Here is a 12,770-nt window from a genome sequence, read left to right on the forward strand (position 1 = left end):
ATGTGAAATTTACATAATTATTTATTGAATTTAAAATTATTTGATAAAAAATATAAGATTATTGAGTTATATTTGGAAAAACAGAAATTATAAGTATGAAGAAAAATTTTTGAAGAGATTATGTATATAAGTTCAAATTAAATTGCTACATTGAACTTATTCAAAATTTATAGATTAATCTAATAATTATGGATATAGATTATTTATTAAAACTTATATATATTGCAATTTTAAATCTACATTTATTTAAATAAAGTCTTTATAGCTTATTTAAAGGTAATATTAAATTTAATTTGTAGAAATCATATTACAATATATATATATACCCAAAAATAAAAAAAAGCTACATTCAAAGTAGCTTTTAAAAATATTATTGACAATCCTTACAGATACCGTAGAAATAAACTTTATTTGAAAGTATTTTATAATCGCAATGTTTTTCAGCATCTTGATTTAAATTGCTTAGATCAAGTGTGTGTAAGTCATTTACTTTTGAACAATTTACACATTGAATATGTGGGTGGGGAGAACAATTGCCATCATATCTAAAATTTCCTTCACCTACATTTATTTCCTGAACCAAGCCAACTTCAACTAGAGTTTTAAGAGCTTTATAAACAGTAGCTAAACTCATAGTAGGATATTCGTCTTGAAGAGCTTTGTAGATTATTTCAGCTGAAGGATGTTCTGTTGTACTTTTTAAATATTTATAAACTGCAATTCTTTGAGGGGTTAATTTTAGTTTTTTCTCTCTAAAAATAGTAGTTATATTATCCATAACTAGAAACCTCGCTTTCATTTTTGCTTTTATTATATAATAATAGTTATCTCTTGTCAATAGATATTAATTAATATAACATTACCAAATTAGAAATTTAGTGTTAATATAAACTTTTAAATTAAAAAGCTTGTAAAATTTAAAGAGGTATGCTAGAATAAAGATAAGGTTGTTAATTACTTAACAAAGAATTAAAGAACGTGTTCATTTTTATATCTACAATTTATTTGAAGAACAGTAAAAACTGTTCTTTTTTTTATGTTTAAATATAATTTAATGTATCAATTTTTTGATATAAAATGAAATGATAACGGTTAAAGCATAGTCAAATATTAAAAAAAATACTTGAGAAAGTAAAATTATATAAATAAAAGGAGTACTAATATTAAAATAAGATAATAATAAATTATTGTATAAAAAATAACAAATTGTTAATATACTATTAAAGAATAATAGCTTTAAAAAGATTTCTAAAAACATATTCTTAAATTTTTCTATGAAATTTTTAATTAATCCATAATTACCGAAAAACAAAATATATATAATAGCTATCGATTTAGAGACAAGAAAAAAACTTAAAATACTAGAAGCTATATAAACTAAAATAGCTGTTTTAGTATTAGTTTTTACTAAAGTTAAAGGTATTATAGATGATACTACGGCTAATAAGGTTATCTTACTAGTTGGAATTATTGAAGAAATATAGAGAAGTATAATTATCATAGTTACAAAAAGACTACCAAGAGTTAAATTTTTTGTTTTCATAAAAACCTCCAATTTATTATAAAGTTTAAAAGCAGGGTAATTGACCCTGCTTTAGTTATATTACAGAAAATAATGAAGCAGTATATTATCTGCTTTATATTATTTTTTGTAATAGGCCTTAATTTTTAACAACAAGAAATTAAATCACCACCACAGCATTCACAAAGTGTATCTGCACACCAAAGCTTTATGCAACAATCACAAAGATCATCTCTGTCATTTCTTCTATAGTAATTGTTAGTATAGTTTGTAGTTCTTTGACCAAAAGAATTTAGCGCTTGCTTATATTCAAAATTATTAGGGTCTAAAGAACAAGCTGTTTGTATATAAGTATAAGCACTGTCATGCCAGCCTTTTTTTGTAAGCATTATACCATACAAAAAGTTCCATTCAGCATCTCTCATAGTTATAGAATTTAGTTTAGCTTCAGCATCTTGATATCTACCAGAAGATAAATCTCTTCTAATTTCTTCATAAGAATAATTTGATGAGCTTGATGAATTAAACGAAGAATTGTTGTAATTTGGGTTTTTTGTAATAGTTTCATAAGCTTCATTGATTTCTCTCATTTTTTCTTCTGCTAATTCTCTTAATGGGTTACTTGTATATTGGTCTGGATGATATTTTTTTGCAAGCTCTCTATAAGCTTTCTTTACTTCATCCAAGGATGCGCCTTGTGTTATACCTAAAACTTCATATGGATTTCTCATAATAATTTACTCCTCACACTTACAATTATTTTGACAATATTTATTTAAAATTTTATGGTTTTTATCCATTAAACCAAGTGATAAAATGTTATCTAAAATATCATAATTTTTATTAATTTTTAAATTTTTAAAACTTTCATATGCAGATGCACTAGAATTTAAAAGTGTAAATTCAATTCTATTCTTTATTAAAGGTATAAATTCATCTGCCGTTAAAGAATTATTATTAAAAAGATGATTTATTGGATTAAATTTTTTTTTCAAAATATCTTCTTTTAAATCATCAAAAGCGTCTATTATATATATCCATTTACCTAAATTATAGCCTAGAATATAAAGTTCATCCCTAAGTTCTAAAGTATCGTTTATAAGTTCATTAGGATAAGCTTTAATAAGCATACCTGTAAGATGGGCAAAAGGATGACTAATCTCATCTATAGAATTAAAATTTAATGAGTTTTCAAGTTTTTTTAAATTTTCAAGCTCATTTACAATAATTTTATTTACAATAGAATATGAAAGAGAAAACTTTTTTTCTTTATGTTGAAAGAATAGTGAACCTATTTTACCTTTTAAACTTTTATCATCCATTACATCATCTACAAGTTTAAAATAGAATAATGCAACATTAATAGAAGAAGCATAATCTAATGCAGAGCTATCAATTATAATTGCTTTATTTTCAGTTATATGTAAAGGACAATGAATTTTTTTTACTGATGTTTTATCATAACTTAGACCATCTAATAATAAACCTAAAAACGTCATATCAAAGTTTAGAGATATTCTAGAAAGATTACCATAATTTTTTTTTATTTCATGACATAAGCCACAATAATAGGCTTTAAACCTTTCATAATCTTTAATTTTCATTTCCATTTTCATAGGAGTAACATAACCAAACAAATATCCACACTCCTTAATTTTAATCTTTTGTATATTATAACAAAAAAAAAGTAATGTATAAATAATATATAAAAATATTAAGATATAATTAATAATAAGTGATTTATGGGGAGAAAATAATATACATAATTAATAGTAATAGCTAATATAGATTACTTAATACTTTACTAAAAAAACTTATAGTGGTAATATTTAATATAGTAATAATTTCTATAAATTAATAATTTTATTAACGGCACTTTCAGAGGAGGAATAAAAAATGGCAAAGTATAAAGTTGGAGATGAACTTATAATAATTAAGGATCCTAGTGAGGAAAAACAAAAACTAAAGGAGTTAAGTAGATTAAATATAGATGGTGATTATGCAACGTTAACATGGGGATTAAAAGTTATAAACGTTGAATATGATAAACCAAATGTTATTTTAACGTATAGAAATGTAAATGGAGATATTCAAAAGGTATTTGCTGTATGTAGTGATATAGAAAACTTTGATCAAGAAAAAGTTTTAGAAAAAGCATTATTAAAGGCATTCCAAAATGAAATAATAAATATATCTGTTATGAGAAATACAGGTTGTAAATTATAATAAAAATATGACTGTATTAAAACTATTTTTTGTAAAATAGCAATTTAAAGTATAAAAAACATAAGGTTATTGGTAAATTTAATTTTACCAATAGCCTTATGTTTTTTGTTAATATGATGATATAGTTTGTAATTTTAAATTAAACTTATTGATTAGTTCATATTCAAGTTATTTTAATACAACACAATTTTTAAAATAAATATTAAATTTTTCTTAAATATAATAAAATGCTTTATTTTTAGAGAGATATGAAATATAATATCAATTAAATGGATTAATTTTACAACAGGGTATAAGGGAGGAAAATATGAGTAACTGTATATTTTGGTCTAGCCAAAAAGAAACTGTAAGTTGTTATGCAGAGTGTCCTATATTAGGGCTTAAGGGAAATGAAGATGAATGTGTATTCAAAACCTTTATTAATAATTCAAATGTCCATTTTAAAGGAGTAAAATTGATGGATAAGATTGATGAAGAAGAATTAGAGGATACTTTTATAAAACGTTTTAAAGTTAATTCTAGTTATTAAAAAATTCTGAAAATAATAACTTAAATTTATTTATATTATCATATTATTTTTTATATGTGTTAATTAAAAAAGCCAAGTTTAACTTGGCTTTTTTAAGTTTATTTATATATATTAGAATATTGATGTAATAAGCTGTGTTTTAGGCCCCACAAAGAGCTAGATAAATCAACATAATAACTATGAGGGTTTTCAAATCTAAGAACTTCCGGCCAAAGTTTTTCAGTTTCCTGTTTAGAGTATTCTTTTATTTCTAGCACAGATGGACTAGTATAAACTAAATTACCCTTGTCAAATATTTTCTCCATAAGTGGTTTTACGTAATAGTTTGTAAGTTTTTTTCTCTTCCAAGTATAAACAGGATTGAAAATTTCTAAAGCACTATTTTCATCTATTTTTTCATCATGAAGAGTTATAAGGTCAGCTGTGGCTGTATTTGTTTCTTTATCAAAAATTCTATATATTTTTTTAAACCCTGGGTTTGTAATTTTTTCTTCATTTTCGCTAAGTTTTATTCTAGGCAATATTTTTTTATCTTCTTCTACAGCAACTAATTTGTAAACACCACCAAATACTGGCTCAGATTTTGCTGTTATAAGACGTTCACCAACTCCAAATGAATCAATTTTAGCACCTTGACTTAAGACGTCTCTAATTATATGTTCATCTAAGGAGTTAGAAATTATTATTTTGCAATCTTCATATCCAGCTGCATCAAGTAATTTTCTACATTTTTTTGTAAGATAAGTGATATCACCACTATCTATTCTTATTCCTTTAGGTCTACATCCTAAAGGTTTTAAAATTTCATCAAATGTTCGTATAGCATTAGGTATACCAGACTTTAATACATTATATGTATCAACGAGTAAAACACATTCATCTTTATAAATATTAGCCCAAGCCTTAAAAGCTTCAAATTCATCACCGTAAAGTTGAACCCAACTATGGGCCATAGTGCCAATTGCAGGTACATTAAACATCTGTTCAGCAATAGTACATGCAGTTGAAGAACAACCACCTATTATAGAAGCTCTAGCACCATAAATAGCTCCATCATAACCTTGGGCTCTTCTTGAACCGAATTCCATAACAGGTCTTCCGTCTGCAGCCCTACAAATTCTATTAGCTTTTGTTGCTATTAAAGTTTGGTGATTTACTGTTAGAAGGATCATAGTCTCTATAAATTGGGCTTGTATAACAGGACCTCTTACAGTTACTAAAGGCTCATTTGGAAAAACAGGGTTTCCTTCAGGTATAGCCCAAACATCACAGGAGAATTTAAAATTTTCAAGATAATTTATAAAATCTTCTGAAAAAAGATCCTTCTTTCTTAAATATTTTATATCATCTTCAGAAAAACTAAGATTTTGAAGGTATTCTATAAGTTGTTGTACGCCAGCCATTATGCAATAGCCACCACCATCAGGAACTCTCCTAAAGTACATATCGAAATAAGCTATTTTATCTTTTAGACCATCTTCAAAATAACCGTTACCCATAGTAAGCTCATAAAAATCTACAAGCATAGTAAGGTTTCTAGAATTTCTGACATCAAATTTATAATCCATATTAAAAAAATCTCCTTTAAGAGTAATATTAAGTAAAATAGTATACTAAAACTATTGTAACTCTAGGATTTAATTATTACAATAGAGTAGTTATTAATCTTTAGATTTGGCAATAATCATAAGAGGAGCGAACAAGAGGAGAAATTTTATATGGTTAATTTAGATAAATATCAATTAGAATCTGTAAAAAGTGAATATAAGAATACTTTAGTTATAGCACCTCCAGGGAGTGGTAAAACAACAGTTATAATAAATAGAGTTAAATATCTAATAGATGTATTGGGTATTAATGAAGCTAATATTATAGTAATAACATTTACTAAAGCTGCAGCTCAAAATATGAAAGAAAGATATGTAAAAGGAAATAATAGTTCTTCAATACCGTTTTTTGGAACATTTCATGGGCTTTGTTACAAGATATTATCTAGACATGTAGGTAGTATAGAAATAATAGATACTTCAACTGTATATAGAATAATACAAAAGGTATTACTTACAAAATTAGATGAAATATCAGAAGAGAAAATAAAAGAAGTTATAAATAATATATCTTTATTTAAAACATCAGGTTTAAAAAGTTTTGAATTTGAACCCTCTTTAGATAAGAATATCTTTAATGAGTGTTTAGAAGCTTATGAAGGATATAAAAAGGAGAGAAGGTTATTAGATTTTGATGATCTTCAAATTCAATGCAGGAACTTATTTTTAAAAGATTCTAGAGTTTTGGAAGCTTATAGAAGACTATTTAAATATATATTAGTTGATGAATTTCAAGACTGTGATCATTTGCAGATAGAATTATTAAAACTTTTAAATTACCAAAATAGTCTTTTTGCAGTAGGGGATGAGGATCAGTGTATATATTCATTTAGAGGTTCAAAGCCAGAATGTATGGTGCATTTCTCAAGTGAATTTGAAGATGGGAGAAAAAAATATTTAACTTATAATTATAGAAGTCTTGAAAATATTGTTGGGCTTTCAAAGGAGGTAATAAGTAATAATCAAAGTAGAAATCAAAAGGATATAAAAGCATATAGACAGGGATTAGGAATATTGAGATTAGTAGTACCTTATAATGAAGCTTTACAAATAGAAGATATTATAGGAAAAATTAATATTCATAAAAATAAAGGAGACAGATATTCTGATAATGCTATCTTATATAGGACTAATGTAGAAGCCAGAAGTATAATTGATGGACTTATTAGAAAGAAGCTTCCTTTTAAGCTTTTAGATAAGGAGTATAATTTTTTTAAGCATTTCATATGTCAAGATTTAATAAGCTATTTAAAGTTAAGCATTGATCCATATGATAGGGAAAGCTTTTTTAAAATTTTAAACAAGCCTTTTAGATATATAGCCAAGTCAGCAGTTGAGAAATTAAAAGCTAATCCGTATAATGATAATTTATTTGATGCACTTATAAATTTAGAGGATATTCATCCTTTTCAACTTAAAAAGCTTGAGGAATTTAAAAGCGATGTGGCTTCTTTGAATAAGATGAGTCTTTATGGAGCTATTGATTTCATAATAACTGAACTTGGATATTTAGATTATTTAAGAGAGTATTCAGATAAATTTAAGCAAAGTATGGATGATATATTTGAAATCATAGAAGAATTTAAAAGTGCAGCTGAAGAGTTTAATTCAATAATAAACTTTTTAGTTCATATTGAAAGTGTGGAGGAAAGTATTAAACAAAATAGAAATAAAGCTTTTCAAGATGCTATAATACTTTCAACAATTCATGGAGTAAAGGGTATGGAATTTAAAAACGTATATATAGTTGATATTGTAAATGAAACTATACCTCACAAAAATAATTTAGATAATCTTGAAGAAGAAAGAAGATTGTTTTATGTTGGGATAACTAGAGCTGTTGATAACTTATATCTTTATGCACCTAAAGCTGTAAGAGGAAAATTTAAGGAGCAATCTCCATTTATAAAAGAAGCAAGCTTTGACACTACTAATTTAAATACTGATATTGGCTTTAAATCTGGTGATAAAATAACACATAATTATTTCGGAATCGGTGAAATAAAAGAAATTAGAGATGATGAAATAGACATAATATTTGAAGATGGAATGCAAAGAAGATTTTCTATAGCTACTATACTCCAGCATAATCTTATGAGAAAAATAGAATAAATTTCAGGAGCTTAATTCAATAAAAACACTCCATTCCTTTATTGGTTAAAAAATCAATGAAGGAATGGAGTGTTTTTTAAAATTTAATATTAAAATATATTCAAAATTAGATATAATAAATCATCTATAATTAAATGGAGTAAAGGGTATAGAATTTAAAAACGTATATATAGTTGATATTGTAAATGAAACTATACAGCACAAAAATAATTTAGATAATATTGAAGAGGAAAGAGGATTGCTTTATGTTGGGATAACTAGAGCTATTGATAACTTATGTGGTTATGTTATCCAATAGAGATTTTAAATGTTAACATTGCTAATAATTCTATAGGTTATTATTTTTTTAAGAGGTTAAGATATTAGTGTCAAACAAAATAAAATACAAAGGAGGAAGTTAGATATGGCTTCAAATAACAGAAGTAACAGAACTTTAGTTCCAGAAGCAAGACAAGGATTAAACAGATGGAAATATGAGGTTGCATCAGATGTTGGAATACAAAACTATGAAAACACTGATAAAGGAAATCTTTCTTCAAGACAAAATGGAAGCGTTGGCGGAGAAATGGTTAAGAGAATGGTTCAAAGTTACGAACAAAATTTAAAATAATCAATAATAATAAATGCACTAAGTTAATCTTAGTGCATTTATGTGTGTTTATAGAATAATTAAAGTAAAATATTTATTATTTAGAACTAATTGTGCTATATAAATATATATATATATTGTAATATGATTTATACAAATTAAATTTAATGTTGGCCTTATTTTGTTTTTAACAAGTATAGAAGATAAATGTAGATTTTAAATTACAACATATATAGTAGTAAAAACTTTAAAAGTTTATTTTGCTTAATAATAAGTAATCTAAAAAACATTTCTATTTCAAATATGTCCTAACCTTGAAACAAATGTATTGTAGGTGTGTGATTCGGAAGGGGTCATCGCTATTATAAATATAAAATTTGTAAATATTTATAAAAATTAAAAATAAAGAAAATTATATGTTATAATTATTTTAAACATATAATATTATATAATAGGGTATTAATCATTACAAAGGAAAGGAGTAGGTTTAATGGTAGCTTTTAATAAAATGTGGAAAGATATAAATGAAATAATGGACCACAGTGAAGCACATGGAAATTTTGATAAGAAACAAGGGGTATTTCTTATAAAAGAAGGGGAGGACATAGTGTTTTTAACTAAAGATGATTTCATAGACTTTTGGAGCAATATGCTTTTAAGGGATAAAGTAGATAAAAAAAGTTTAAATAATAAGAATAAACTTTTATATGTTTATGATTTAGTTAAAAAATTACCTTATGTTAATGAAAAGGATCAAGTTCTTTGCATTGATAGATAAGATGAATTGTTGAATGTTGTATATTTATAATATATAATTTTATTAGGCTCATATTCTATTATTAGAGTATGAGCCTTTAATAATAGGATAAAGGAGAAAATTTATGGATTTTGCAAATGTAAATTCAAGGGATGTCATATTTTCTTTAGATATAGGAACTAGGAGTATAAAGGGAACGGTAGGTATTATAAAAGATAAAAAATTCTATGTAGTTGCTGAAAGCTATAAAGAACATAGTGAAAGAGCTATGATAGATGGACAAATTCACGATATTGAATTAGTTGCAACAACTGTTAGACACATAAAAAATAATTTAGAAAAAGAACTAGGATTTCAACTTAAAGAAGTAGCTATAGCAGCTGCAGGAAGATTTTTAAGAACTATTGAAGCAACTGGAGAAATGACATTAGATAATGAAAAAGAAATAGACAAGCCTATAGTTAGAAGTCTTGAAATGACAGCTATAAAGGAAGCAGAAAAGGCTATAAATGAAAAAACAGAGGGAAAACTTTATTGTGTTGGATATAGTGTTAAGAATTATTATTTAAATGGATTTGTAATATCAAACCTTTTAAATCATAGAGGAGATAATATGAATGTTGATATAATAGCAACATTTCTTCCTAAAAGTGTAGTAGACTCGCTATATGCAGTTATGAACAAGGTCTCACTTAAGGTTAACAATTTAACTCTAGAACCAATAGCAGCTATAGAAGCTGTTATACCTAAAAATTTAAGACTATTGAACCTTGCGTTAGTTGATGTTGGTGCTGGGACTTCAGATATTGCCATATGTAATAAAGAAAGTATTACAGCATATGGAATGGTTCCACAGGCTGGAGATGAGATTACTGAGGCTATAGCAGAAGCATATTTAGTTGATTTTAATACCGCTGAAAATATTAAAAGAGCTATTAATAAAGATGAAACTATAACATTTAAAGATGTAATAGGATTTGAAAATACTATAAATAGCAGTGATGCTCTAAAAATTGTAGAACCATTAGTAGATAAGATATCAAAGGAATTAGCTACTAAAATAGTTGAACTTAATGGAGGAAAATCACCGTCAGCAGTATTCTTAGTTGGAGGGGGAGCACACACTCCCTTATTAAAGGAAAAGATAGTTGAAAAATTAAATATGCAATCACAAAGAATAGCTATTAAAGGAAGAGAGGCTGTTACTGATTGTGTATGTAATGATAATACTTTAGGAAGTACTGGGGTTACTGTACTTGGTATAGCTTTAGTTGCTATAAAAAGTTTAGGTCATGATTTTATAGATGTTACTTTAAATGAAACTGAAATATCTTTATTCAATTCGCATAAACATACTATAATGGATGTTTTTTTACAAGCTGGAATAAATCCTAAGATATTAATAGGCAAAAATGGAAAGAGTATCAGATTTTTTGTTAATGAATCAAAAAGAATAGCCTTTGGAGGTTTAGGTGAGAACGCTAAAATATTTATAAACGGTAATGAAGCAAATTTAGAAACTGTTGTTAATGCAGGTGATAACATACATATAGAATATGCAAAGCAGGGAGAAATGGCAAGACCGAAGGTTTATGAATATATAAATCAATATGAAGAGGTAGGTTTTTATCTACAAGATAAATTTATTAATTTGGAGCCTGTAGCATTTATAAATGGCAATAGAGTTCAACTTAATGAAATTATTAATGATGGTGATAAAGTTGAAATAAAATATTTAGAAACTTTGAAGGACATAAGAGAATATATATTGAATGGAAAATATATAAAAGAAGAGGATGAGTTATATTTAGACGAAATATTGTTACAAGATGATTATAAAGTATTACAAGGGGACAATATTATAATAAAAGAAAAAAAACCAAAACTTGATATTAATGAAATCTCTAAAGAAAATACAGTAGAGAAGCAAATTAAAGAATTAAATGAAGATGATAACAATTCTATTAAAGTCAAAATAAACGGTGAAGAGTATAAACTTTATGGTAAGTTGAGTTATATATTCGTAGATATATTTAATTATTATACTTTTGATTTATCAATAGCAAAAGGAAATATAAATTTAAGATTAAATGGAAACAAGGCATCATATACTGACATGCTTAATGATGGAGATAGCATAGAAATTTTTTGGGATTAATATATAGGAGGGTTAAATTATAATGGTTGATTTTAAAAAGGAAGCTTTAGGTATAATGGACGAATTAGTAGCATTAAGAAGAGATTTTCATGAGCATCCAGAGCTCGGATTTGAAGAATGGAGAACTTCAGGGAAAATAAAAGAATTCTTAACTAAAGAAGGAATACATTTTACTGATGTGGCTAAAACTGGAGTTTGTGGAATAATAGAAGGGACTATGGAAGGACATGAAAATGGTAAAACAATAGCTCTTAGAGGTGATATAGATGGTCTTCCTATACAAGATAAAAAAGTGTGTGATTATAGTTCTAAAATAGAAGGAAAAATGCATGCTTGTGGGCATGATGCTCACACAACTATACTTTTAGGTGCAGCTAAGCTTCTTAATAAAAATAAACATCTTATAAAAGGAAGGGTTAAGCTTTTTTTTGAACCAGCAGAAGAGACTATAGGCGGAGCAAGATTTATGATAAAAGAAGGAGTTCTAGAGAATCCACATGTAGATGCAGTTTTAGGGCTTCATGTTACTGAGGACTTAGATGTTGGTAAGATAAGATTAAAGTCTGGAGTAGCATTTGCAGCTTCAAATCCTTTTACTATAAAGATAAAAGGAAAAGGAGGGCATGGAGCATATCCGCATGTAGCTATAGATCCTATAGTTATGGCTTCTCAAGTTATACTTACGCTTCAAACTATAGTAAGTAGAGAAATTGCACCAGTTAATCCTTCAGTTATAACAGTTGGCAGTATAAATGGTGGAACAGCTCAAAATATAATACCAGATGAGGTTATATTAAAGGGAATAATAAGAACTTTAACTCCAGAAGATAGAGAATATGCTAAAAAGAGATTAGAAGAAGTGGTTTCTTCTGTATGTAAAGCTATGAGAGGAGATTATGAGATAGACATAGAGGAAAGCTATCCATGTTTAATAAATAATGAAAAAGTTATAGAGAGAGTAAAAAAATCTGCTATAAATATTTTAGGGGAAAAGAATATAGAGATTCAAAAAGCTTCGAGTATGGGAGTTGAAAGTTTCTCATATTTTGCAATGGAAAGACCAGCAGCATTTTATTTTTTAGGATCTAGAAATATTTCTAAAAATATAGTTGCATCAGCTCATAATGCTCTTTTTGATATTGACGAGGCTTGTATTCCTATAGGGGTTGCCATTCAATGTGAAACAGCTATTAAATATTTAAGTGAAGAATAAAAAAATAAAACTAATGCTGACATTTAATAATATAATTTGACAATATGAAAAAATAAT

12 protein-coding genes and 1 pseudogene are annotated in these 12,770 nt (G+C 26.4%); 8 read left to right on the top strand and 5 right to left on the bottom strand.

The window, feature by feature from the left end:
- Positions 1-370: 370 nt before the first annotated feature.
- The 4 genes from perR to BUB01_RS04330 all read right to left on the bottom strand — a co-directional run bounded on the left by perR (position 371) and on the right by BUB01_RS04330 (position 3,159).
- Entirely contained in the window at positions 371-778 is a 408-nt protein-coding gene (perR, locus tag BUB01_RS04315; protein ID WP_072985460.1) for a transcriptional regulator PerR, read from the bottom strand.
- A gap of 273 nt (positions 779-1,051) precedes the next feature.
- Positions 1,052-1,543: a hypothetical protein gene (locus BUB01_RS04320; RefSeq protein ID WP_072985461.1), complete on the bottom strand. Its 492-nt coding sequence runs from the start codon at positions 1,541-1,543 to the stop codon at positions 1,052-1,054.
- A gap of 125 nt (positions 1,544-1,668) precedes the next feature.
- Positions 1,669-2,253 carry a J domain-containing protein gene (locus BUB01_RS04325; protein ID WP_072985462.1) on the bottom strand — a complete coding sequence of 195 codons (585 nt, stop codon included), beginning with the start codon at positions 2,251-2,253 and terminating at the stop codon, positions 1,669-1,671.
- A gap of 6 nt (positions 2,254-2,259) precedes the next feature.
- A complete protein-coding gene (locus BUB01_RS04330; protein ID WP_072985463.1) occupies positions 2,260-3,159 on the bottom strand; it encodes a DUF5685 family protein in 900 nt (299 codons plus the stop codon).
- 259 nt (positions 3,160-3,418) lie between these two features.
- Here BUB01_RS04330 and BUB01_RS04335 point away from each other — a divergent pair, with 259 nt between their 5' ends.
- Together BUB01_RS04335 and BUB01_RS04340 are read left to right on the top strand one after the other, a co-directional pair.
- On the top strand, positions 3,419-3,748 hold the full coding sequence (locus tag BUB01_RS04335) for a hypothetical protein (RefSeq protein ID WP_072985464.1): 330 nt from the start codon (positions 3,419-3,421) through the stop codon (positions 3,746-3,748).
- Positions 3,749-4,055: 307 nt separating this feature from the next.
- A complete protein-coding gene (locus BUB01_RS04340; RefSeq protein WP_072985465.1) occupies positions 4,056-4,277 on the top strand; it encodes a hypothetical protein in 222 nt (73 codons plus the stop codon).
- Positions 4,278-4,375: 98 nt separating this feature from the next.
- Here the strand turns inward: BUB01_RS04340 and BUB01_RS04345 are convergent, their stop codons facing one another.
- The gene (locus tag BUB01_RS04345) at positions 4,376-5,845 is read right to left on the bottom strand and encodes a nicotinate phosphoribosyltransferase (protein ID WP_072985466.1); all 1,470 of its coding nucleotides are present in this window, start codon (positions 5,843-5,845) and stop codon (positions 4,376-4,378) included.
- A gap of 150 nt (positions 5,846-5,995) precedes the next feature.
- Here BUB01_RS04345 and BUB01_RS04350 point away from each other — a divergent pair, with 150 nt between their 5' ends.
- From BUB01_RS04350 to BUB01_RS04375, 6 genes and pseudogenes are all read left to right on the top strand, one after another.
- Complete coding sequence (locus BUB01_RS04350; protein ID WP_072985467.1) at positions 5,996-7,996, top strand: ATP-dependent helicase; 2,001 nt, start codon at positions 5,996-5,998, stop codon at positions 7,994-7,996.
- A 130-nt stretch (positions 7,997-8,126) separates the two neighbouring features.
- Positions 8,127-8,273, top strand: a pseudogene (locus BUB01_RS23950) (3'-5' exonuclease); the annotation flags it as partial.
- A 126-nt stretch (positions 8,274-8,399) separates the two neighbouring features.
- The gene (locus BUB01_RS04360; RefSeq protein ID WP_072985468.1) at positions 8,400-8,606 is read left to right on the top strand and encodes an alpha/beta-type small acid-soluble spore protein; all 207 of its coding nucleotides are present in this window, start codon (positions 8,400-8,402) and stop codon (positions 8,604-8,606) included.
- A 469-nt stretch (positions 8,607-9,075) separates the two neighbouring features.
- Positions 9,076-9,363 carry a hypothetical protein gene (locus BUB01_RS04365; RefSeq protein ID WP_072985469.1) on the top strand — a complete coding sequence of 96 codons (288 nt, stop codon included), beginning with the start codon at positions 9,076-9,078 and terminating at the stop codon, positions 9,361-9,363.
- A 103-nt stretch (positions 9,364-9,466) separates the two neighbouring features.
- A complete protein-coding gene (locus tag BUB01_RS04370) occupies positions 9,467-11,500 on the top strand; it encodes a cell division protein FtsA (RefSeq protein ID WP_072985470.1) in 2,034 nt (677 codons plus the stop codon).
- Between the two features lie 22 nt (positions 11,501-11,522).
- Positions 11,523-12,713 (top strand): M20 metallopeptidase family protein, encoded by a 1,191-nt coding sequence (locus tag BUB01_RS04375; RefSeq protein ID WP_072985471.1) that lies wholly within the window; start codon positions 11,523-11,525, stop codon positions 12,711-12,713.
- The last annotated feature ends 57 nt before the right edge of the window (positions 12,714-12,770 follow it).

Origin of the sequence: Clostridium cavendishii DSM 21758, assembly GCF_900141845.1 — a bacterium.
Classification (GTDB): Bacteria; Bacillota; Clostridia; order Clostridiales; family Clostridiaceae; genus Clostridium_AG; species Clostridium_AG cavendishii.

What these genes read in the sequence shown, in the direction of transcription:
- BUB01_RS04365 (WP_072985469.1), top strand. Translation starts at nt 9,076, where the DNA reads ATGGTAGCTTTTAATAAAATGTGGAAAGATATAAATGAAATAATGGAC.
- BUB01_RS04340 (WP_072985465.1), top strand. Translation starts at nt 4,056, where the DNA reads ATGAGTAACTGTATATTTTGGTCTAGCCAAAAAGAAACTGTAAGTTGT.
- BUB01_RS04370 (WP_072985470.1), top strand. Translation starts at nt 9,467, where the DNA reads ATGGATTTTGCAAATGTAAATTCAAGGGATGTCATATTTTCTTTAGAT.
- BUB01_RS04375 (WP_072985471.1), top strand. Translation starts at nt 11,523, where the DNA reads ATGGTTGATTTTAAAAAGGAAGCTTTAGGTATAATGGACGAATTAGTA.
- BUB01_RS04325 (WP_072985462.1), bottom strand. Translation starts at nt 2,253, where the DNA reads ATGAGAAATCCATATGAAGTTTTAGGTATAACACAAGGCGCATCCTTG.
- perR (WP_072985460.1), bottom strand. Translation starts at nt 778, where the DNA reads ATGGATAATATAACTACTATTTTTAGAGAGAAAAAACTAAAATTAACC.
- BUB01_RS04350 (WP_072985467.1), top strand. Translation starts at nt 5,996, where the DNA reads ATGGTTAATTTAGATAAATATCAATTAGAATCTGTAAAAAGTGAATAT.
- BUB01_RS04360 (WP_072985468.1), top strand. Translation starts at nt 8,400, where the DNA reads ATGGCTTCAAATAACAGAAGTAACAGAACTTTAGTTCCAGAAGCAAGA.
- BUB01_RS04320 (WP_072985461.1), bottom strand. Translation starts at nt 1,543, where the DNA reads ATGAAAACAAAAAATTTAACTCTTGGTAGTCTTTTTGTAACTATGATA.
- BUB01_RS04335 (WP_072985464.1), top strand. Translation starts at nt 3,419, where the DNA reads ATGGCAAAGTATAAAGTTGGAGATGAACTTATAATAATTAAGGATCCT.
- BUB01_RS04345 (WP_072985466.1), bottom strand. Translation starts at nt 5,845, where the DNA reads ATGGATTATAAATTTGATGTCAGAAATTCTAGAAACCTTACTATGCTT.